Here is a 21,809-nt window from a genome sequence, read left to right on the forward strand (position 1 = left end):
ATACGCAAGCAGACGGACAACGTTTTTCACGTGTCCGCCTGCTGTTTTTTATGGAATACCGCCGTTTCCATCACAAACCGTGTCACTATTAGGATCAGTGCCGCGTAAGGCACGGAAATGGCTTTCCTGAATTCGTCATAGCCGGCAGGCCTTACGATCAGCCATTCAGTCAGTCCCGCGATTACGAGGCCGACGACGGCAGCCGTAATGGAAACCTTCCACTTCCATGAAAGGGCGAAGAGATAATACGAAATGAGTGCAACCACACAGATGGCGACGAACAAAAGCAGCCATCTGGCCACCCAGTGTCCATCTGCAAAAATCCCGTATCGTTCCGCCCAGCCGGTCGGATTCCATTTGATGAACTTGAAATAATGAAGAAATTTCAACCCGGCTGTCAGAATGAGCGCCACTGCCCCGGCCGTCCAGAACGGCAGCTGTTTAAACATCGGACCACCTCCCCGGTCTCTTACCATGATGGGACCGGGAATCGTCATTTATTCAGGTTGTTCCGGTTATTGAAGCGAAAAAGAAAAACGGGCACCCCAAGGGATGCCCGTACATTGATTAAAAGATGTCAGGAATGATTACAGACCGCATTTCAGCTGTGCCCCGCAGTTTGTGCAGGAGTTGCAGCCGCCGATTTCTTCGACTGTCCCTTTACGGCAGACCGGGCACGTATCACCGATTTCCGATCCGATCGTGACATTGGTCGACCGGAGGGCCTGGATGGTGTCCACGAGAACGACCGGACGTTTTTCTTCGACCTTTTCCTCGATCTCTGCTTCCGGGTCGTTTTCCTCGGCCTTAAGCGTCAGCACCTGTGAATCGCGGGAACCGTCGACGTAGACCGTGCCGCCCTTTGCTCCGCCGTGGTATAGGCGCTCATAAACCGATTCGACCTGCTCGACCGTATAGCCTTTCGGCGCGTTGACGGTCTTGGAGATGGAGCTGTCGATCCATTGCTGGATAACGCATTGGACGTCCGCATGTTCTTCCGGTGTCAGGTCCATTGATGTGGCAAACCAGTCAGGCAGCTGATCCGGATCGGCATCCGGGTTGGCCGTCAGATATTCTTCCACGATCTCCGCCTTGACCTCGATGAACTTGCCGAGACGGCCGCTCCTGTAATAAGTGAATGAGAAGTAAGGCTCAAGTCCCGTGCTGACTCCGACCATGGTGCCCGTGGAACCCGTCGGCGCGACCGTCAGCAGATGAGAGTTTCGGATTCCGTGTTCAAGTACGCCCTGACGGATATCCTCCGGCATGCGCTTCATGTATCCGGTGTTGATGAACCGCTCCCTGAGTTCCTTGGTTTCTTCTTCCGTCTTGCCGACGAGGAACGGGAAGCTGCCCTTTTCTTTTGCCAGCTCGATTGATTCACGATAGGCGGTTGTGGCAATGGCTTCGAAAACTTCATCGACAAGCTGGTTGCCTTCCTCCGAGCCGTAGCGTTTGCCGCAGTAGATCAGAAGGTCAGCGAGACCCATGACGCCGAGTCCGACACGGCGTTCCCCGAGTGCCTGGCGCTCGTTTTCAGGAAGGAAGTACGGTGTGGCATCGATGACATTGTCCTGCATCCGGACACCGGTCCGAACCGTTTCCCGGAGTTTGTCATAGTCGACCTTGCGTGTTTCCTTGTCTGCCATCTCGGCGAGGTTGACCGCAGCAAGGTTGCAGACGGAGTACGGCGCGAGCGGCTGCTCTCCGCATGGGTTTGTCGCCACTACCTGCTGGCCGTAAGCTTTCGCGTTTGTCATGTCGTTGGCATTATCGATAAAGAAGATGCCGGGCTCTGCAGAGTATGTGGCGCAGATGTTGATGAGATTCCACAGTTCGCGCGCCTTCATGGAACGGTATGTGCGGATGGCGAATCCTCGCTTTTCCCATTCGCGCACATCTCCGGACTGGTGCCATTCTTCGTTGTACACGTCCATCTCTTCAGGCGAATACTGCTCCACGTAAGGGAAGCGAAGCCGGTGTTCCCCGTCTTCTTCCACAGCCTTCATGAAATCGGAAGTGAGGGTGACCGAAATGTTGGCGCCAGTCAGGAACTCAGGGTTGTGGACAGAGTACGTTCCGCCGTCACGCAGCTTATGTTCGGCATCGCGGATGATCGCATCGCTGAAGCCGCCAAGACCCGGAATGTTCTTGTAGTTCACAATGCCCTGGTACATGGCTTCTTCCTGCTGGGTGAACGGTTTGAATTTCAGCTTTTCCTTGGCAAGCTTCCGGATATGCTCGTCGTTCGTGTTCTCCACCAGGTAGCGGAGGATTCGCGGGTTCTGCATTTTCGAAATGATGAACTCGACAATGTCAGGGTGCCAGTCCGCGAGCATGATCATCTGTGCGCCCCTCCGGGATCCGCCCTGCTCGACCAGGTGGGTCAGCTTCGCGATATCATCCAGCCAGGAAACCGAGCCGGACGACTTGCCGTTAACGCCCCGCGCAAGCGTGTTGCGCGGACGAAGCGTAGATCCGTTCGTCCCGACGCCACCGCCCCGGCTCATGATTTCCATGACCTGTTTGCGGTGATCCGAAATACCTTCGCGGGAGTCTGCCACAAATGGCATGACATAGCAGTTAAAGTAGGTGACATCCGTATCTGCGCCCGCACCGTAGAGGACACGGCCCGCCGGGATGAAGTTCAGCGAAACCAGCTCCTTGTAAAAGCGCTCGAACGATGCCCGGCGGGTCTCTTCGTCCTTCTCCACGGATGATAGCCCTGTGGCATTCCGTTTGGCGATCTGCTCATAAAAGACTTCAAGCGGCTTTTCGATCACATCAACGGGACGGGTGACAATCCCCTTTTCCTGTTCTGACGGGTCGTCGATCGCGGAACGGTAATCCGGTTCGATCCAGATGTCGGCCATGTCCTTTTCCCGGTCGAGGGAAAGGATATAGCCAAGTCCCCTTGCAGGGAATTTCGGGTCTTCCTTGACTGTCAGGACGACGAAGTCCCCCTCGCCCAGTGTTTTTTTCTCGGTATCTTTAAACGAGTAACGGTCGATCATGACCAGCCGGGAGACCCCTTTGTGCCGGATCTGCATCTCTTCCGTGACCGGATGAACCTGTTGAAAACCGGCAATGTCCCTGTTCAGTTTTGAAACGTCCAGCGTCGGTTGGTTTTTGTGTGAAGCGATGACCAATACCATGACCTCCTCGAGTGTCCTTTATGATAGATACTATATCTAGTAGTATGTACTTCCCAACTCTACTACATGTTGAAACTCGGTATCAAGAACCTAAATTTCGCCTTGACATTTCCGGATAGACGCCAATGTCATGGGGCTGCTGGGTTCGACCGGTTTCGACACAAAACGGGAAAAACAAAAATGATCGGAAAGTCCCTGATTCACTTTTTGAAGTTCCATGAGTCGTTCGAATACTTCTCCTCTTCCAGCCGTCGGACAAGTTCCAGAATTTCCTTGTCGGGATCCTTTTTGATCAGCTCGACATCAAGTGCTTGCTCAAACCCGGAACGGAACGCGTCTGTCACTTCGGCCATTTCCATATGGCGGCCGGACAGTTCCTCGATCGATACCGCCTTTTTCGCCAGCTTTTCTTTCATTCTCCGCCGGTGGTCTTCAGTCGGGAAGTGGAAAACGGAGACCAGTTTATCCAAGTCCATCGATACCGGGATGGCACCGTGCTGCAAGATCACGCCTTTCTGCCGGGTCTGGGCACTGCCCGCTGCTTTCCTGCCCTCGACGACCAGTTCATACCAGCTGGGTGCATCAAAGCAGACTGCGCTTTTCGGCTGTTTCAGTGCGTCACGCTCTTCACGCGAGGCCGGAACGGCGAACTCCGCCTGAAGACCGAGATTCCGGAAGCCTTCGAGCAGTCCCGCACTGATGACCCGGTATGCTTCAGTCACCGTTTCCGGCATGTCAGGGTGGGATTCCGATACGATGATGCTATAGGTCAGTTCACGGTCATGAAGCACCGCACGTCCTCCCGTAGGCCGCCTGACAAACCCGAGGCCCATCTCCCTTACTTTCTCAAGGTCGACGGCTTCCGCCGCCTTCTGGAAATAGCCGATTGAGAGTGTCGCCGGACTCCATTCATAGAAGCGGACAACGGGCGGAATCAGGCCTTTTGAGTGAAGTTCGAGAAGCGCGTCGTCCATCGCCATATTGTAGGACGCCCTCTGCGGTCCGGAGTTGATGAACATCCATTTTTCTGTCATTCCCGACAGCCCCTTTCAAAAAAACACAATGGATTTAGTTTATCATAATCCCCTGTCCCTTATTAACGGATAAGCCGATATTTTGTCCGGCCGTGGACGAACCGCGCGAGTTCTTTTATAATCTTAGGGAGAGAGAAAGGGGAATTTGGACTTGGAATCACTTTATATTATTTCCGCGATCCTTTTCGGATTGATCATCTACATGCTCGTAACTCTGCTCCGGACCCGCAAGGCAGTGACTGCCCTCAGCCAGGAGGAGTTTATCGCAGGCTACCGGAAAGCCCAGCTGATCGATGTACGGGAGCAGAAGGACTTTGATGCGGGTCATATATTGGGCGCCCGCAACATTCCGTTCACGCAGTTCTCACAGCGATACAAGGAGATCCGCCCGGACAAGCCGGTTTATCTGTACGACCAGAACGGATCCAGGAGCGGCCGCGCCGCGCTTTACCTGAAAAAACGCGGTTACGGGCAGCTTCACATGCTGACAGGCGGGTTCCGCCAATGGACCGGCAAAGTCAAAACGAAAAAGTAACATCAATACGCCGCCATGCAGGGATGCCTGCATGGCGGCGTTTGGTTTTGTCACAGGAATGCCATGGAGTGTACCGATATCGTCATTCCCGGGATTGCCCGGCAAAAGAAAAAACTGCAGACAAAGGATCAAGCACTCCCTTTGTCCGCAGACTGAGAAAAGGCCCCCAGTCATGGCGGGCCTTTTCAATATGACTTGTCAGTTGACGGCTACTGGTTCTGAAGCTTCCGGACGGCTGAATTTCAGCACAGGCTTCCGGGCGGCCTGAGTCTCGTCAAGTCGGCTCACGACAGTCGTGTGAGGCGCTTCCTGGACGATTTCAGGATTCTCTTCCGTCTCGCGTGCAATCTGGATCATCGCATCGATGAATGCATCAAGTGTTTCCTTGGACTCTGTTTCAGTCGGCTCGATCATCATGCCTTCCTCGACGTTGAGCGGGAAGTAGATGGTCGGCGGGTGGAATCCGAAATCAAGCAGACGCTTGGCGATATCGAGCGTGCGGACGCCCAGCTGCTTCTGGCGGCGTCCGCTCAGCACGAATTCATGCTTGCAGTGGCGGTCATACGGCAGGTCGAAGTGCGGCGCAAGGCGGCGCATCATATAGTTGGCATTCAGCACTGCATATTCCGATACAAGCTTCAGGCCTTCCGCGCCCATCGAGCGGATGTACGCATACGCACGCACGTTGATTCCGAAGTTGCCATAGAACGGCTTGATCCGGCCGATCGCCTGCGGACGGTCATAGTCGAATGTGAATGCATCGTCTTTCTTCACGAGGACCGGTTTCGGCAGGAACGGAATCAGTTCCTTCTTGACGCCGACCGGGCCGGATCCCGGACCGCCGCCGCCGTGAGGCCCAGTGAACGTCTTGTGGAGGTTCAGGTGGACGGCATCGAAGCCCATGTCCCCCGGACGGACCTTGCCCATGATGGCATTCAGGTTGGCGCCGTCATAATAAAGTTTGCCGCCTACACCGTGGACGATTTCCGCCATTTCAAGAATGTTCTCCTCGAACAGGCCGAGCGTGTTCGGGTTGGTGAGCATGAGAGCAGCCGTGTCTTCCCCGGCCACACGCTTCAGGTCCTCGATGTCCACAAGTCCGTTTTCGTCGGACTTGACCGTGATTGTTTCAAGGCCGGCCACCGTCGCGGAAGCCGGGTTGGTCCCGTGGGCGGAGTCAGGAATGATGACTTTCGTGCGGTTGTGGTCTCCGTTTGCCTGGTGGAAGGCGCGGATCATCATGAGTGCCGTCCATTCGCCGTGCGCACCTGCAGCGGACTGGAGCGTCACTTCATCCATGCCGGTAATTTCGACCAAGTGTTCCTGAAGGTCGTACATGAGTCCCATTGCGCCCTGGACAGACGACTCCTCCTGAAGCGGATGGACATTTGCGAAGCCGGAAAGGCGGGCAACGGCTTCGTTGATCTTCGGGTTGTACTTCATCGTACAAGAGCCGAGCGGGTAGAAGCCTGAGTCAACGCCGTGGTTCCGCTTTGAAAGCGCCGTATAGTGACGCATGATATCCAGTTCGGATGCTTCCGGGAGTTCTGCAGGCTCTTCACGGAGAAGCCCCTCCGGAAGAAGGGCGGAAAGATCGGTCTCCGGAACATCGAGTTCCGGAAGGCTATATCCGATCCGGCCCTCTTTGCTGATTTCAAAAATGAGCGGCTGGTTCTCTTTATGCATGGATGGCCTCCATTTCCTGCACAAGTGCATCGATTTCTTGTTTCGTCCGCTGTTCGGTCACCGCGATAAGTACGTGGCCTTCCAGTTCAGGGTATGTCAGTCCGAGGTGATATCCGCCGATGATTCCGGCATCAAGCAGGCGTCGGTTCAGGTCGGCTACCGGTTCTTTGCTCTTCACGACAAACTCGTTGAAGCTAGCGCCGCCGAACAGGACCTCGTAGCCCGCTTCCTTAAATGCACGGATGGCATACTGCGTTTTCGAGATGTTCTGCAGGGCCATCTCACGGACCCCCTGCTTGCCTAGCGCCGACATGGCGACGGATGCGGCCAGTGCATTCAGCGCCTGGTTTGAGCAGATGTTCGATGTCGCCTTGTCGCGGCGGATGTGCTGTTCTCGTGCCTGAAGTGTCAGGACGTAGCCGCGGCGGCCTTCCTCGTCGTTTGTCTCGCCGACCAGACGGCCGGGAACCTTGCGCATGAGTTTATTGGTGACGGCGAAATATCCGCAGTGCGGACCGCCGAAGGCTTCAGGAATCCCGAACGGCTGTGCATCACCGACTGTGATATCGGCGCCAAGTTTGCCCGGAGGCGTCAGGACAGCAAGCGCGAGCGGATTCGAGGAAACGATGAACAGCGACTTGTTGTCATGGGCAATATCCGCTGCTTCCCGGATATTCTCGATCTGGCCGAAGAAGTTTGGATACTGGACCATGACCCCGGCAGTATCGCCGTCGATCATGCTGCGGAGTGCATCGTAATCCGTCTGGCCATCCTTCAGAGGAATCTCCTTGACCTCGATTGACTGGCCGAGTGCATAAGTTCTTACGACATCCCGGTACTCCGGATGGACTGCTTCCGAGATCAGAAGCTTTTTCCGGCGTGTATGGCCAGCCGCAAGCATGCCCGCCTCTGCAAGCGAAGTGCCCCCGTCATACATGGAAGAGTTCGCAATGTCCATTCCAGTCAGCTCGCAGATCATCGACTGGAATTCAAATATTGCCTGAAGTTCTCCCTGCGAGAATTCCGGCTGGTACGGCGTATAGGCCGTATAGAACTCAGAACGGGAAATGACATGGTCGACGATGACCGGCTTGTAATGATCATAGACGCCTGCCCCGAGGAAGGATGCATGGGAGTTGCTGTCGGCATTTTGGCCGGCAAGAGCGGAAAGCTCTTTCAGAAGATCTGTTTCGGACAGCGCGGGTTTCAGATCGTATAGGCGGTCAAAGCGGACCTTCTCAGGTATGTCACTGAACAGTTCGTCGATGGATGCGACGCCGATCTCATCAAGCATTTGTTTCTTGTCCGATTCTGTCATCGGCAAATAACGGTGCTTCATCATTCTGGACCTCTTTCTGATTTAGGATTTCGCACGCTTATAAAACGGGGTTTCGACAATTTCAGCCTTGAGGCGTTTTTTGCGGACTTCCACTTCGACTTCCTTGCCCAAAACAGCATGTTCGGAGCCGACCAGGATGTTGCCGATGTTCAGCCCAAGCGTCGGGGACTGGGTGCCGGTAGTGACTTCGCCGATTTTCTCTTCATCTTTGTAGACAGCGTATCCCGTACGCGGGATGCCCTTGTCAATCATGCGGATGCCTGCTATCTTGCGTGGGACACCAGCTTCTTTTTGGCTGACAAGTGCTTCCTTGCCGATGAAGTCGGCTTCTTTTCCGAGTTTTACAGCGAATCCGAGTCCGGCCTCGAGCGGAGAGATTTCCTCATCCATTTCCTGACCGTACAGCGGAAGGCCCGCTTCAAAGCGAAGAGTGTCACGGGCGCCGAGACCTGCAGGCACCACGCCGTCTTTTTCCCCTTCTTTCAGAATCGCTTCCCAAAGAGAACGGGCGGATTCCGGTGACGTATAAATCTCAAAGCCGTCTTCTCCGGTGTAGCCTGTGCGCGATACAAGCGCCTTATGTCCGGAAATGCTGACATCCTCTTTGAAACGGAAGAACCTGATGTCCGCAAGCGGCTCATCCGTCAGCCTGGAGAGAACTGCTTCCGCTTTCGGACCCTGCAGAGCCAGAAGTGCATAATCAGCCGATACATCTGTGACGCTGACATCACCTTCGGCATGCTGTTTCATCCACTTCACATCTTTTTCGGTGTTGGCTGCGTTGACAACAAGAAAATACTTGTCATCGGACATTTTGTAGATCAGCAAGTCATCAATCGTGCCACCCTGTTCGTTGCACATGATCGTATATTGTGCGCGCCCGTCAGTGAGCTTAGAAACATCATTTGTCATGAGTTTCTGCAGGAATGCGGTGCTGTCCTTACCTTCGACAAGAACTTCTCCCATGTGGGATACGTCGAATAGGCCAGCACTGTTTCGTACCGCTTCATGTTCCGACTTGATACCGGAAAACTGGACAGGAAGATCCCATCCCCCAAAGTCGATTGTTTTCCCACCGTGACCTGCGTAAAGGTCATAGAGCGGGGTGCGCTGCAAGGTTGTTTCCGCCATTGCACTTCTCCTCCGTTTCATCCAGATGTAAAAAAGGACAGAGAGACCCTGTTAATCGGGTCCTCTGTCCTGTCACCTGAAAGTTTTCCTGCTCGGTTTTCCTCGTTGGTGGCCGGCTGGTCCGGCGCTCTCCAGAGATGCGTCCTGTACGAGTCTTTTTGCCTGAGAGATTCATAACACCCGTTACTTGCTCCTTCGGCGACGCACTTGTGCGTTCTCTCCCCGTACATTCATCCGCCCGGCAGATGCCGGTTATTCAGCTGTAGTTCAAGCGATGACTGTGCCGCTTTGCCTATATCCTAACATTGAATTTTTAGAAAGGCAATATCTTTTCAAAATCAAATCCAAAAGCGAACAAAGCGAAAACCGGAATCCAAAAAAGTTCGGATTCCGGCACTTATTCAGCGCTTTTCTCTGCCTTTCAGCCGTCTGACCTGCCTGGCGGCATAATCAGTGGCTTGGCGGAGGCTGCGCCCCTTCGTATTGACGGTGATATGGGCGGTCTTTTTATAGACCTTTTTGCGCTCGTTGTAGAGCTTCTGCAGTTCCTCGCGTGTCGAACGCTGGACGATCGGCCGGTTTTTATCGGTCTTGATTCGTCTCCAGATTTCAAAAAACGGGGCATTGAGGAACAGGACAAGGCCGGTTTGTCGGAGAAGTTCCCGGTTTTCAGGACGCATGGGCGTCCCTCCGCCCGTCGAGATGATGCACCACTCGTCACGGAAATCCCGCAGAAAGTCCGTTTCCATCTGGCGGAAGTGCTCCTCGCCGTATTGTTCAAAAATCTGCGGAATTTTCATGCCCGCCTGCTTCTCGATCTCCCTGTCCATATCGTAATACGGGAGGCGAAGCGCGTAGCTCAGCCGCTTCCCGATCGCCGACTTCCCGGACCCCATGTAGCCGATCAGGTATACCTTTTTCATCTTCCCACCTGCCTAAGAGCGGTTCCGCTTCGCTAAAATACGACTCGATTTTTCTAATCGTATCACGAGCGTGGGAAGATTCCAATAACGTAAAAGCCTGCATTTGTGCCAAATAGGCATTTGTGACAAGAAGAACGAAGCCGGAAACAAAGAAAAGGAGCAAAAGCGCGGCGGGAAGGATTCCGCCTGCTTCATTCCCCGGCCGGAAGAAAATGGTGGATCGTCCCCCTTTCGGTCCCATCATTAAAAGCGACTCTGATGGAGAGCTGATTTCCCGATTCCGTGAAACTGACGGATCGCACGCCGGTCAGCATCGGTTCGTGCCCCTCGTCATTCACCCTCTTGCGTATCATCGAATTTTTCGCATAGTGACCGATTTCGGTCCTTTTACCGCCACTGACGACAAGTAGTTTGCTTCCCCTCTCCGTAATCTGCACGCCGTCCACGTTTTTAAGGTAATCAGCCAGCTCATATCTGAACAATTCCCATTCCACGGAGGAAGGATCGCCGACATCATGGACCAGGACAGCAGAATACCTGAAGAATCCTGCAAACAGGATAAAAAACACGGAAAGGATCAACAGCTGGAGTAATGCCTCAATGAATGTATATCCTCCCTCACTTGCCCGGCTCGTAGCATCGTGACTGCCAGCCCGAGGTTGCCTTGTATGAAACACAGATCCCCCCTCCCTGCATACGCCAGTCAAATATCACATTCCCGATCCCCCTCGATCCCTCCACTTCCCCGGTCAGGAAATGCTCATCCAAAGCATCGGATGCCACAGAAGCGGCCTGTGCTGCGAGTTTCTGTTCTTCCAGGATGATCGTCATCCGGTTGGTTAAAGGCAGCAGAGAGGTGAATATCACATAGACGATCAGCAATGCCAGGAGGGACTCCGGAAATGAAAAACCCCGCTCACCGGTCAATCGTGACTCTCCCCTTCCCGATATTGACAATCACTTTAGTGCTGCCTTCAGGTGTTTGGAAGTTCAGGGTACCAAAGGCTCTTGCCGATCCTATGCCGGTGAATTCCACCTGTTTCAGAGTGCTGTAATCCGACAAAGAAACGCCTTCGGGCAACCGGCGGGTGAACAGGACGGAAGATCCGGCCTTTGAAGCCACATAGGTGCCATCAGGAGGGAAAACGATTTTCGTGTATTCTCCATGTGCGACGGCATGCAGCTGGATTGCCTGGATATCATGTTTTAACTGCACCTCAAAAGGGATCGGCTCCTTGTCATGAAGGGCTTTTGAAGAGGATGCCGCGTATCCGACGCCAGTAACGGCCATTGCGACTGCAAGAACAAGGAGCATCTCGGTGAATGTGAACCCGCGTGACCAGTTAAGGGTTCGTAATACTGACAGCGCCATTGTTTACAACAATTGACCTCCCGTCCGAGCATTTAAGGTCATTCTCACTTTCAAGGTAGTCCGGTATCAGCGCTGCAGCCGTAGCCGGATTTTCTTTGTTTTTCAGTTTGTATGCCTGGACCTGGCCTTCGACCATTTGCTCAAGAGCTTCGCAGCCGGTTTCATCTATTTCAGCGGCCCGCTTGGTGACATTCGGGATGGCCAGAAGGATCAGGACCGAAATCACGAGAAGGACAATCATCATTTCAATCAGTGTGAAGCCCGCTTGGTTTCTGATTCGCCTAAGCATAAGTACCCCCTTTATTGTAGGTCGACCATACTGTAGACCGGCAGCATCAGGGCAAGATAGGCACCCATGATGCATACCGCAAGAATTCCGAACAATAATGGCTGAATGACGGCTATCAGCTTTTCCGATTCTTCACCGATTTTCTCATCCATCAATTCACTGTAGACAAGCATTTCCCTGGGAAGATGGCCGCCCTCTTCCCCGTGCCGGATGAAAGACGGAAAATCCGGCATGAATCCGCCGGCTTGACGGACAGCTTCATGGAGAGGATCCCCCATGAGGATCCGGTTGCCCGCTGTCCTTGTCATAAAAGCGAGCATGGAGCGCTTATCCTGTCCTGCAAGAATCCCGATAGCCTGCTGGAGCGGGATTCCTCCCCCGAGAAGCGTCCCCATTTCACGGGCAAATACCGAGGTATGTCCCATCCGGACCCATCTCGACAGGAGAGGGACTGCAAGAATGGCCCGCAGCTTCACCTCAGCGGATTTTCTCGACCACATCAGATAAGCAAAACCTGCCGCTGCCGTCAGTATGCAAACGGTTCCTGCCAGGAAATCGGGTATTCTTAGCAGGAATGCCGACAGGGCCACCGCCTCACCTTCCCCCCCCCTTCCGGCCAGCATCTTTTCCATGTTCGGCATGAACAATGTCCTGAACAGGATGAAAAGAAGTGAGACGAAACAGAAGAGCACAGCCGGATACAAAGTTGCCTTCTTAAGTTTCTCCAACGTTCTCCCCCTGCGCCTCAGGCGATCCGACACCGACCGGAGGGCAGCAGGCAGATTGCCGTGGCTGACGGCAATTCCGACCGGCAACAGGAGTGAGGACGAGAATCCGATGTTATTCAGAATGATGTCCGGACCTTCACCAGAACGGAGATTCTGATCCAGCACCTGCTCGGCCACTGCCGGATTGTCGAGATGATGGGGCAGGAGCATGCGGACGGAATCGTGGAAGGTATATCCCTCATCCATCAGTCCTGCGGCCCGCGAAAGGAATCGTTCCGGCTGATGGAGCCTGTGCTTGGCTCGCCGCCGTATAAAAGGCTGCGCCAAGTCGCATCTCCTCCTTCCGTTCAAGTGTCAGGTTCTCCGGCATGACAAACGGTTCCCCTTCCCTGATCGCCCGGAAAGCTTCCGCAAGCAGTTCTCCGTGCAGGATCTCAAAATGAGCTTTTCTGTGGCCATCTCCTTCCCAGAGCCTTTGTGCGCAGATCATGGCCACCGTCTGTCTGAGCTCTTCCAGCTGGATGCCGAATTCCGTCATCCTGAACAAACTGCCGGATGTGTCTCGGGAGTGTACAGTCGCCACGACAAGATGACCGGTCAGCGCGGCCTGTACTGCAACCTTTGCGGTATCCGAGTCCCTTATTTCTCCGATCATGATCACATCCGGCGAATGTCGCAGAATCGCTTTCAACCCTGCAGAATAGGTGATCCCTGCCCGCTCGTTCACCTGGATCTGGAGCAGGTGCGGCTGACTCCGCTCAACCGGATCCTCTAGGGAGATGACATGCCTGCCCAGTTCCTCTGCACAATGCCGGGTCACAGAATACATTGTGGTGGTCTTGCCGCTCCCTGTCGGCCCGGTAAAAAAGATCATGCCCTGTCGCATGCCGGCCGCTTCAAGCAGCAGCGAGGCCGCCTCCCGGTCATCGGTCAGCTTCCCGACCGGCAAAGCCTCCTCGTGCGGCTGGAAACGGATCGCAGCGCTTTCCCTCAGATTCACAGACGGCAGTGTCGAAATCCTGAATGAATATCGGGCTTTTCCGAAATTCAGCGAGAAAGCGCCGCTCTGGGGTTTTCTCCTCTCGCCTATATCGAGCGAAGACAGATACTTGTAAAAGGAGATGATCCGCTCCCCCAGATCCACCGGAATTTCTGCTGCCGTAATAATCCCCCTCCCTTTCCTGTGCTGGATTTCGTATGTCCGGCCGGACGGATTCAGGTGAAGGTCCGTCGCCCCCTCCCCGAGCGCCCGGCCAAGGAGTTCCACGGCTTTCTGTTCGATGAAGTTCTCTATCGTCCGCCGCCTCCCTGCCAAGTAGATTGACAAGGAAGGACCGCACTTCCCTGTCACCTCGAGTATAAGGTGGAGAAATACCCGTTGGTAGTCAACTCGCTGACTTTGCAAAATGAGCCTATTTCTGATGCTGTTTTTGAAATTTACACACGAAAACGCGCCAAATTCCGATTTTGCCGGACTAACTCGGACAACTTTTTGTCACAATCTCTATTACGGAATCAGTTTGCACCCTGCTGGCAAACACTATATAATGAATGGGAGATGATTATGGCACCGTTGTAAAGGAGGGAACACGCGTGGATAATATGTTCAAGCTTTGCGGCTTCTGGACAGGAATTTTCGCGGTCATGTTCTATGTCGGAGACATGATGACCCCATCATTGCTCATGTTGGCCAGCACCGGATTCTTCATTCTTTTCGGTTACCTGAAGTTGACTGAACGCATGTACTTATATCTTTTCGGCGCATACTTGATGGTCTTCATGGTCGGATTCAGCTACTATACCAACTTCATTCACGTACCAGGAGCAGGACATTAATTGAAAAGCGGTACATAAAAAACAGCCTCAACGGCTGTTTTTTATTTGCTCTTCTTTTCTCAGAGTCGTTACATCCCGGTCAGAAAAGGGTTCCTCCGCTTCTCATCACCGATCGTTGTCGGACCCATGTGCCCGGGCAGGACAGTGGTTTCTTCAGGCAGCGGAAGCAGTTTTTGACGGATTGAGTCCAGAAGCGTTTCATGGTCACCGCCAGGCAGATCGGTCCTGCCGATGCTCATGCGGAACAATGCATCGCCTCCGACCAGAATCCCTTCTCCTTCAAAGTAGAACGCGACGCTGCCTGGAGAGTGGCCGGGAACATGCAACGTTCTGAAACGGAAGGGACCTTCCGTTTTTTCGCCATCTTCACTGATCAGCCGGTCCGGCGCGGCAGTCCGGATATCCGGCAGGTCCGCATACCGGCCGGAGCCGTTCAGCATAGGATCGCCCAGCCAGTCCTGCTCTTCTGAATGAAGATGGACCGGTATGCCAAAGCGGGTCCGGATGGCTTCCACCGCACCGATATGGTCGAAGTGGGCATGGGTCAGCAAAATAGCAGAAGGACGCAATTGCAGTTTTTCGATTTCACCGATCAGTTTCCCGGCTTCCTCTCCGGGATCGAAAATCAGGCACTCACCGGTGTCCGCCTCGGCGATATAGCAGTTCGTCTGCAGCGGGCCAAGCGGATAACTGTGAAATTTGATCATTTGTCGAATCACCCCGTGCCCATTATAGCATGCGGCATATCAACCAGTGTTCAAAGATTCGACACGAATAACGCTCGACAAATGTGGGTACTTTCATTACAATAGAAGAGGAGTTTATACAGGATTTGAATCATTATCGGACTCATTGTCAGAAGGAGTGTCACCGATGAACTTATTGATGGTTATTTTCGGACTTATCGCGATCTTTGCGGCTATCGGAACAGTCCAGGCATTCAAGGAACGGAATATCCTGAGCATCCTTTTCAACCTGGTTGCATTCGTCGTATTTGGGGCCTTTGTCGTCCTGACGATCACTTTCCAGGGTTACCCGCCAAAACTACACTGATACCCCAAAAGGGCCGGCAGATCATGCCGGCCCTTTCTCTTTTTGAAAAGGCGATTCCGGTTTATTCTCCGGAATCGCCTTTTAGTTGTTCCATCCAGTTGACTACCGTCCCGTCAGCCGTGTCGAAAATCCTCTCACCCATCGCACCGGTCAGGCAGGCGGAGGCCTCGGGAGAACAGGTCAATACCGGTGATTCGACCACCGCCGATGCCTTTCGGATGCCCCGTGTCGATATCACTGCCGGCTGCCACGCTGTGACCCCCTCCATTGCATCCGTCTCTGCGGGCAACAGGGTGGCAAACCTTCCGGGTCCGGCAGGTTCAATTTTGGCAGGGAGAAGACCGAGCCACTGATCTCCGGCGGGAAGGTTGAACACCTGCAGCCACTCTCCACTGCCGTTTCCGATCAAATAATCGATGCCGCCACCTGTCACGGCTTTGGCTATGACGAACATCGTGCCGTCCGTTGAAAACTCCAGCACGTTCTCCGAGATTACAGATCCGCCTCCGTCCACGAGAGTACCTCCGTCTTCGAGGTTGCCGTCATCGAGAATTTCAATGACCCCGCCGGCCTCCGTCCACACCGGGAAAGGTCCGGCATCTTCTACGGCCTCAAGCGATCCGGATGATGCATCGGCCAGATATACCTCAAAGTCCCAGTTTTCATCAAATGCAGTTATGTACAGTTGGGTCCAGTCGTCGGGATTCCAGGACCACGCAATATCATGGGATTCTACGATCAAGTCTTTTTCGGCCATGTCTTCACCGACCAGCCTGAGACGTGCTTCCCCCTCTCCGGAATCAAGCCTCAGCAACAGCCGGCCGGACTTATGGCTTTCCGCCTCTGTGATCATGAGTTCAGTCCGCACAATCTCTTCTGCAGTGCCTGTTTCCGGCATGACGGCATACAAGACGGAACCCCCGGCTTCTCCGGAAGAGACGGCCAGAATCCTGCCTTCCGCGTCAAAGCCCATGACTTGCGGTTCCTCTCCGATATCAGGGCTGATCCCGGGAACTTCTTCAGGCTGATCTGAACCAGCAGGAGCTTCATCCTGTTCCGGTTGCGTCTCTTCTCCGGGAGCACAGCCGGCTGCTGCCAACACCATTGCGAGCACAGCTGCAAGCATCCAGGTTTTCTTCACCCCAAGCCCCCCGTTCCTATCATTATGTAAAAAAGCCTGTGCGGCTTTGGTTCCGCACAGGCTTCCGGTCATTCGGCTTCGCGCAGTTCTACTTCCTGCCCGGAAACCGGCTGGTTTCTATAAAATCTCAGCAAGTCGCCGTTGATGATCATATCCGAATACTTCAGCTCCTGCTGTACTTTCTGCATTTCCTCTTCGCAGGCAGCCGGATCCTCTGCCTCTTCCCTGGTGGAAAGGTCATAACACACTTCTCCGGCATAGATGTTGTCCGGAGTGATAAAGCGGCCATCACGGAAGATGACGAATTCATCGTGCTCCGGCGAGAATATGTCTGTGCCGAATTGCAGGTCTTCCTTCGTATCGATTCCCATCAGATGCAGTAGGGTCGGCCGGAGATCGATCTGTCCCGCAAGGGTTTCAAGGGTCTCCCCTTCCCCATATCCGGGGATATGGATGAACATCGGCACTTTCTGAAGTTCTGCAGAAACAAGCGGTGTTACCTCTTCACCGAGATACGTGCTCATTGCCTTGTTATGGTTTTCTGAGATGCCATAGTGGTCCCCGTACATGACGATGATGGAGTTGTCATAGAGCCCTTTTTCCTTCAGGTCGTCAAAGAAGCTCTTAAGGGCTTCGTCCATGTAGCGGACCGTCTGGAAATAGCGGTTCAGCGTTTTCGAGTTCGAGTCATATTCCGGAATGATCTTGTCCTCTTCATCAAGTGTGAATGGATAGTGGTTCGTGAGTGTGATCATCCGGGAATAGAACGGCTGCGGCATTTCCGTCATCAGGTCTGCAGACTGTTCGAAGAATGGAACGTCTTTCATTCCCCAGTTGACCGAATCTCCTTCACCGATCGTATAGCTCTCGATGTCGTAGAAATGATCCACCTCAAGCGCCTGATACATCATGTCGCGGTTCCAGAAGCTTTTGCCGTTCGGGTGCATGACGTTTGTATAGTAGCCGTTGTCCCCGAGTTTTTCAGCCATCGAGTTGAATGTGTTTCCGCCGTTTGTAAAGAACACCGCTCCGCCGCTCAGCGGATATAATGAGTTCTCCACGATGAACTCGGAATCAGATGTCTTTCCCAGACCGGTCTGATGGTAGAAGTTCGGGAAATAGAAGGTATCCTTGTCTTGGGTCAGGCTGTTCAGGAATGGCGTGACCTCATGTCCGTTCATATCGTTGTTGATCACGAACGACTGCAGAGACTCCATCGAGATGACGATGACATTTCTGCCTTCTGCCACACCGAACATTTCGGGATCCGGTGCAGCGTGGTTGGCGGATGTATAGTTTTCAATCTCGGTCAGTTCGGTGCCATCAGCCAGCGCCCGCTGTGCATGGGACTTGGTCTGAATGTAAATGTCATAGAGGTGATAATTGTACATCCCCAGGTTCTTCACGAGCAGTTCCCGGTCAAAGCTGCGAGTGAGAAGCTGCGGGCGTTCTGTCTCGGCAAGACCGAGGTTCAGTACAAGCAGTGCCGCGGTGCCCACAAAGTAAAGTCTGCGGAACATCGGACGGACCGCCGACTTGACTGCAGGTTCGCCCAGCTTTTTCGCGGCGTACCAGATGATCAGGATATCCGCGAAATAAAGCGGGTCATGGATTCTCAGGCTTGACAGCACGGAAGATCCGAGGTCTCCGAAGTTATTTGTCTGGAACAGTACCGGAAGTGTGATGAAATCACTGTAGAATCTGTAGAATACAACGTTCGCATACAAAACGATCGTCATGATCGTGCTTGAAATCAGAAGATATCTAACGGTCCCTTTCCATGTCCTCATGTACATGGAGAAACCGTAAATGAAGAGCAGGAAGCAGAGCGGATTGATGAACAGGATAAATTCCTGCATCACGTTGTCGATTGCCATGTTAAAGCTGGTTTTGTAAGTGATGTATGTTTTAAGCCACGATGCCGCTACTGCAATCGCAAGCAGCAACAGGAGTTTTGGCCTTTTCGTATTTGCCACGTCTGGCTAACCCCTTTCTGGTCGGATTCCCGGTTTGGCAGGAAAAATAATGGAATGAGGACAAAATCATGACTGCCCAAATCCGGGTACCCTATTTATGACGAATGTAAACGTCATATGGTTTCATTGTAAACCGAAGTTCATAAATTCTTAATACTTCCATAGACCCGGTTATCGGACCGGGATTATTTTCCTTTTCGCAGAATCAGCCGGGACTGTATGAATTGCTGCTGCGTGATCAGGCCATTGTCATACAGTTGGCGGACTTCCATCTCCATGAGGATGAGGTCTGCATTTCTGTCTCCGGTATAAACGAATGTCCCGAAACGCTTTAGCAGCTGCATCACATCATAGACGGTTTCCATTCGCCGTCCCTCCCCGGCAGTCAATCATGCGCCGGTCCGTGAAGATACTTTCGACAGGGATATCATGCGATTCCACCGGCACTTCCGAACAAAACTGCTCCTCGAACGCGAGGGAGACCCTGTCGCCGGCAAAGCTCAACAGATATCTGTCATAATAGCCGCCGCCAAAACCGACACGGTAGCCGGACTCCGAATAGGCGACTCCCGGAACGATCAGAAGATCGATTTCTTCTTTGCCGGCGGGCAACGTTTTGTCTTCTGCTGGTTCCAGCAGATCCATGTAGACGGTTTCCAGCTCATTATAGGATTGAATATAACGAAACTGCATAGATCGGTCCGACGGCGTACATTTTGGTGCGGCCACCCGCTTGCCGTCTTTCCAGGCCGCCTCTACCAGCGGCCTGGTATCAAGCTCGGGAAACCTTGAGATGGTCACGCCGATCGTGCCGGCTTCCTTATATCTGGAATCTTCCCTCAAAAGCCGGATGGCTTCCCGGCTCCGGGCTGCATGGTCTGCCGGCTCTATTGAACCCAACGTAGCGAGTATGTTCTTTCGGACTGCCTTTTTATCCATGATAAAAACCCCCTTCAATGAAAAAACCAAAACCGGTACCGGTTTTGGCAGGATCCGCTTACTTCGTTTCGCGGTGCAGAGTCTGTTTGTTATCACGTGAGCAATACTTTTTCATTTCAATGCGTTCCGGATTGGTCCGCTTGTTTTTAGTCGTGATATAGTTGCGCTCGCCGCATTCGGTGCAAGCAAGAGTTACATTAACGCGCATTCGGTTCCCCTCCCACTCATACAGGATAGAAATGTTTGAGCATGTAAAGTGAGCATGATTTATACGACTGTTCCATTATAGCACAAGGCGCGGTGATGTCCACTAAAGAATATGCGGTCAACCCACTTTTTTTCAGCGGCAAAAACAGGGACCGGGCGCCTGCTCGGCAATCCCGGCCCATAGCTCATTCCCCTTCTTCTTCGCCTTCCCGGATGACGGTTCCGTCAGAGGATTCTTTTAGTGTGCCCTCTGTGTTGGGGCCGGCTTCCCCGCTTTTGATCCGCTCTTTTTTAAGTTCGAAGTAGAAGTCGGTCATTTCGCGGGCAATCTCATTGTTCGGGTGCGGGATGACGGATGGGTTTGTCGAGATATTGGGTGCCAGCACCGCATAGGCAATCTCCGGATCATCGTACGGGGCAAATCCGACATGCGAGACGTTGACGGTCGCCTTGCCGAACCAAGGATCTTTCCGGTCCGCCTCATAGTAATATCGCTGGGCGGTGCCCGTCTTACCGGCCGCCTTATAGCCTTTTGTATCCTTGAATGTCGAATACGCCGTACCGCGGGGATTGTAGTAGACGGAATACATCGCCTCTTTCATCCGGTCGATCTGGCCATCCGAGTTATCGACCCGGTTCAGGTACTTTGCCGGAACTTCCGTTGCGATCGGACCGAGGGTTTTGCCATCGGGTGACGGCTCCCGGATTTCTTTCACGACACGCGGCGCTACCCGGTAACCTCCATTGGCGATCGTTGCGACGTACTGGGCAAGTTGCATCGTCGTATACGTATCATACTGCCCGATGGCGAAATCGAGGATTTTGTTGGCATCCGGATTAGGCGGGCTCTGCCCTGTGGCTTCGCTCGGAAGGTCGATTCCGGTTTTCACGCCAAGACCGAAGCCGGCAAACGAATCCCGGAAGAGGTTGATGGCCTTGGTGTCGATTGCAAGGGGACCGTTCCGCACATAAGTACCGCCGCCAAGTGCGATGGCAATCTTCCACATGTAGACGTTGGAAGACCTTGTGATGGCGGTCAGATCATTGACGGGTACACGCCCATACTGGTTAAACAGGGTCCGCTTGGGCTTCGTTCCCCGGAAATAAAGGGGTTCATCGATCATCGTCTGGCCGACAGTTGCGGCCCCGTGCTCATAGCCCGCAAGTATGGTCGCCATCTTGACGGTCGAACCGGCCTCATACACATCCTGGAAAGTACCGAATGTCCGGTCATACACTTCATACTTTCCGGTTTCCTTGTCACGGTACACTTGCTTGCCGACCATCGACAGGATTTCTCCATTGTTCGGGTCCATCATTACGAAGAAGATCCGGTCGAAAGCCTGGGAATTCGGTCCGTTTTTGATGGAAAGCACATGACGGCTCACGACTTCTTCGGCTTTTTTCTGGAGCTCGCTGTCGATGCTCAGGACCAGGTCCTTCCCAGGCTGCCCTTCCTGGACCGGCACCGTCTCAATGACGTTCCCCGACTTATCGGTAATATTTTTGGCAATCGTCTTTTGTCCCTGTAGGACGGATTCATATTGTTCCTCTATGAAACTTCTGCCAACACGGTCATTCCGGGAATAACCGCGGGCAAGATAATAATTCAGCTTTTCACTCGGAATGCCAGTTTTTGGTGTCGTGGTGCTGCCGAGGATGGCCATCTCGGAGTTTTTCACCCGCTCCCAGTCCGTCGTCGTGTTAACACCCGGCAGCTCATGGAGCCGTTCGGAAACCCTGGCGTATTCTTCCGGAGTCACATCTCCGCTCTTGATGATCTGCGGCGAATAATTATAACCGGAGGTCATTTCCCGGTAGATGGCAAGAACCTCAAGCTCTTCCCCGGTCAACGAGTTCAAGTCCTCTTCCGTGATTTTTTCACGTACCAGGGTGTCCAGTTCCCGCTGGCGTTCGGTTTTTGTTTTCGTATCATCCGAATTGATCGCCTTTTTCTCCTTGTCGGAAACACGGTCATATGCCTCGTCTTTGTTGAGGAGGATCCAGAAGTCCTTTTTGTCGCGCATGGTGACATCCTCCGGATCCTTCTTGATCAGCGCGGCGAGCCCTCGGGCGACGTCAAGCATTTCATCCGTCTTCGTAGACTGTTTTTTTGTATAGGTGATGGCCCTCTTCGGGTCATTCCCGACAAGAATTTCTCCATTGCGGTCATAGATCCTGCCCCTGGGAACACTTGTATTGACGGAGATTTCCTCTGTTCGCTCAATCACCCGCTTGTAGTCTTCTCCTTTGACGATCTGGAGATATCCCAGACGGAGGACAAGCGCGGAAAACAGGAGGAAAATGGTGAAAAACAGGACATTCATCCTGAAGGCGGTGTTCTTGCGAAGTTTCTGTTTTGGTGTCTCCTGCTTAGAGGATCGCCTGCGGCGGTTCACGCGGCTTCCCCCTTTCCTTGCAATTTTCTATGAGAATTGTAACCTAAACCAACAAAAAAAGCACAC

23 protein-coding genes and 1 riboswitch are annotated in these 21,809 nt (G+C 53.3%); of the genes, 3 read left to right on the forward strand and 20 right to left on the reverse strand.

The window, feature by feature from the left end; translation table 11 throughout:
• Positions 1-26: 26 nt before the first annotated feature.
• The 3 genes from DZC51_RS10710 to DZC51_RS10720 all read right to left on the reverse strand — a co-directional run bounded on the left by DZC51_RS10710 (position 27) and on the right by DZC51_RS10720 (position 4,189).
• Positions 27-449 (reverse strand): hypothetical protein, encoded by a 423-nt coding sequence (locus DZC51_RS10710; RefSeq protein ID WP_157295644.1) that lies wholly within the window; start codon positions 447-449, stop codon positions 27-29.
• A gap of 138 nt (positions 450-587) precedes the next feature.
• Positions 588-3,149: a vitamin B12-dependent ribonucleotide reductase gene (locus DZC51_RS10715; protein ID WP_370513688.1), complete on the reverse strand. Its 2,562-nt coding sequence runs from the start codon at positions 3,147-3,149 to the stop codon at positions 588-590.
• Positions 3,150-3,355: 206 nt separating this feature from the next.
• Positions 3,356-4,189, reverse strand: coding sequence for a lipoate--protein ligase family protein (locus DZC51_RS10720; RefSeq protein ID WP_157295650.1), 834 nt, complete (start codon positions 4,187-4,189; stop codon positions 3,356-3,358).
• A 151-nt stretch (positions 4,190-4,340) separates the two neighbouring features.
• Here DZC51_RS10720 and DZC51_RS10725 point away from each other — a divergent pair, with 151 nt between their 5' ends.
• The gene (locus DZC51_RS10725) at positions 4,341-4,724 is read left to right on the forward strand and encodes a rhodanese-like domain-containing protein (RefSeq protein ID WP_157295653.1); all 384 of its coding nucleotides are present in this window, start codon (positions 4,341-4,343) and stop codon (positions 4,722-4,724) included.
• A gap of 198 nt (positions 4,725-4,922) precedes the next feature.
• On the opposite strand, the gene gcvPB is transcribed toward DZC51_RS10725, so the two are convergent.
• The 10 genes from gcvPB to comGA form a co-directional block, all read right to left on the reverse strand.
• The gene (gcvPB, locus tag DZC51_RS10730; RefSeq protein WP_157295656.1) at positions 4,923-6,410 is read right to left on the reverse strand and encodes an aminomethyl-transferring glycine dehydrogenase subunit GcvPB; all 1,488 of its coding nucleotides are present in this window, start codon (positions 6,408-6,410) and stop codon (positions 4,923-4,925) included.
• Entirely contained in the window at positions 6,403-7,749 is a 1,347-nt protein-coding gene (gene gcvPA, locus DZC51_RS10735; protein ID WP_157295659.1) for an aminomethyl-transferring glycine dehydrogenase subunit GcvPA, read from the reverse strand. The genes gcvPB and gcvPA overlap by 8 nt, the downstream gene beginning before the upstream one ends.
• Positions 7,750-7,770: 21 nt before the next feature.
• The gene (gene gcvT, locus DZC51_RS10740; protein ID WP_157295661.1) at positions 7,771-8,880 is read right to left on the reverse strand and encodes a glycine cleavage system aminomethyltransferase GcvT; all 1,110 of its coding nucleotides are present in this window, start codon (positions 8,878-8,880) and stop codon (positions 7,771-7,773) included.
• Between the two features lie 140 nt (positions 8,881-9,020).
• A riboswitch (glycine riboswitch) is annotated at positions 9,021-9,114 on the reverse strand.
• A gap of 167 nt (positions 9,115-9,281) precedes the next feature.
• Complete coding sequence (locus DZC51_RS10745) at positions 9,282-9,803, reverse strand: shikimate kinase (protein ID WP_157295664.1); 522 nt, start codon at positions 9,801-9,803, stop codon at positions 9,282-9,284.
• A 191-nt stretch (positions 9,804-9,994) separates the two neighbouring features.
• Positions 9,995-10,480, reverse strand: a complete 486-nt coding sequence (comGF, locus tag DZC51_RS10750) for a competence type IV pilus minor pilin ComGF (RefSeq protein WP_198304103.1) — start codon at positions 10,478-10,480, stop codon at positions 9,995-9,997.
• Positions 10,422-10,730 carry a type II secretion system protein gene (locus DZC51_RS10755; protein WP_157295669.1) on the reverse strand — a complete coding sequence of 103 codons (309 nt, stop codon included), beginning with the start codon at positions 10,728-10,730 and terminating at the stop codon, positions 10,422-10,424. Before DZC51_RS10755 ends, comGF begins: the two co-directional genes overlap by 59 nt.
• Positions 10,720-11,175: a hypothetical protein gene (locus DZC51_RS10760; RefSeq protein ID WP_157295672.1), complete on the reverse strand. Its 456-nt coding sequence runs from the start codon at positions 11,173-11,175 to the stop codon at positions 10,720-10,722. Before DZC51_RS10760 ends, DZC51_RS10755 begins: the two co-directional genes overlap by 11 nt.
• Entirely contained in the window at positions 11,147-11,464 is a 318-nt protein-coding gene (comGC, locus tag DZC51_RS10765; protein WP_157295675.1) for a competence type IV pilus major pilin ComGC, read from the reverse strand. Before comGC ends, DZC51_RS10760 begins: the two co-directional genes overlap by 29 nt.
• A gap of 11 nt (positions 11,465-11,475) precedes the next feature.
• Positions 11,476-12,438 (reverse strand): competence type IV pilus assembly protein ComGB, encoded by a 963-nt coding sequence (gene comGB / locus DZC51_RS10770; protein ID WP_198304104.1) that lies wholly within the window; start codon positions 12,436-12,438, stop codon positions 11,476-11,478.
• Positions 12,431-13,519 (reverse strand): competence type IV pilus ATPase ComGA, encoded by a 1,089-nt coding sequence (gene comGA / locus DZC51_RS10775; RefSeq protein ID WP_232524122.1) that lies wholly within the window; start codon positions 13,517-13,519, stop codon positions 12,431-12,433. Before comGA ends, comGB begins: the two co-directional genes overlap by 8 nt.
• Before the next feature lie 275 nt (positions 13,520-13,794).
• Between comGA and DZC51_RS10780 the strand changes: the two genes are divergently transcribed.
• A complete protein-coding gene (locus DZC51_RS10780; RefSeq protein ID WP_370513689.1) occupies positions 13,795-14,028 on the forward strand; it encodes a DUF2626 family protein in 234 nt (77 codons plus the stop codon).
• A 68-nt stretch (positions 14,029-14,096) separates the two neighbouring features.
• Here the strand turns inward: DZC51_RS10780 and DZC51_RS10785 are convergent, their stop codons facing one another.
• Positions 14,097-14,735, reverse strand: a complete 639-nt coding sequence (locus DZC51_RS10785) for an MBL fold metallo-hydrolase (protein WP_198304105.1) — start codon at positions 14,733-14,735, stop codon at positions 14,097-14,099.
• 166 nt (positions 14,736-14,901) lie between these two features.
• Here DZC51_RS10785 and DZC51_RS10790 point away from each other — a divergent pair, with 166 nt between their 5' ends.
• Complete coding sequence (locus DZC51_RS10790) at positions 14,902-15,081, forward strand: DUF2759 domain-containing protein (protein ID WP_157295682.1); 180 nt, start codon at positions 14,902-14,904, stop codon at positions 15,079-15,081.
• A 61-nt stretch (positions 15,082-15,142) separates the two neighbouring features.
• Here the strand turns inward: DZC51_RS10790 and DZC51_RS10795 are convergent, their stop codons facing one another.
• The 6 genes from DZC51_RS10795 to DZC51_RS10820 all read right to left on the reverse strand — a co-directional run bounded on the left by DZC51_RS10795 (position 15,143) and on the right by DZC51_RS10820 (position 21,743).
• The gene (locus tag DZC51_RS10795; protein WP_157295684.1) at positions 15,143-16,222 is read right to left on the reverse strand and encodes a YqgU-like beta propeller domain-containing protein; all 1,080 of its coding nucleotides are present in this window, start codon (positions 16,220-16,222) and stop codon (positions 15,143-15,145) included.
• 68 nt (positions 16,223-16,290) lie between these two features.
• Positions 16,291-18,198: an LTA synthase family protein gene (locus DZC51_RS10800; RefSeq protein ID WP_157295687.1), complete on the reverse strand. Its 1,908-nt coding sequence runs from the start codon at positions 18,196-18,198 to the stop codon at positions 16,291-16,293.
• Positions 18,199-18,383: 185 nt separating this feature from the next.
• Positions 18,384-18,563 carry a YqgQ family protein gene (locus DZC51_RS10805; protein ID WP_157295690.1) on the reverse strand — a complete coding sequence of 60 codons (180 nt, stop codon included), beginning with the start codon at positions 18,561-18,563 and terminating at the stop codon, positions 18,384-18,386.
• Positions 18,547-19,137 (reverse strand): 5-formyltetrahydrofolate cyclo-ligase, encoded by a 591-nt coding sequence (locus tag DZC51_RS10810; RefSeq protein WP_157295691.1) that lies wholly within the window; start codon positions 19,135-19,137, stop codon positions 18,547-18,549. Before DZC51_RS10810 ends, DZC51_RS10805 begins: the two co-directional genes overlap by 17 nt.
• Before the next feature lie 58 nt (positions 19,138-19,195).
• Entirely contained in the window at positions 19,196-19,345 is a 150-nt protein-coding gene (gene rpmG, locus DZC51_RS10815; protein WP_008299952.1) for a 50S ribosomal protein L33, read from the reverse strand.
• Positions 19,346-19,529: 184 nt separating this feature from the next.
• Positions 19,530-21,743, reverse strand: coding sequence for a peptidoglycan D,D-transpeptidase FtsI family protein (locus DZC51_RS10820; protein ID WP_157295695.1), 2,214 nt, complete (start codon positions 21,741-21,743; stop codon positions 19,530-19,532).
• Between the last annotated feature and the right edge of the window lie 66 nt (positions 21,744-21,809).

Source organism: Bhargavaea sp. CC-171006 (genome assembly GCF_009761675.1).
GTDB lineage: Bacteria > Bacillota > Bacilli > Bacillales_A > Planococcaceae > Bhargavaea > Bhargavaea changchunensis.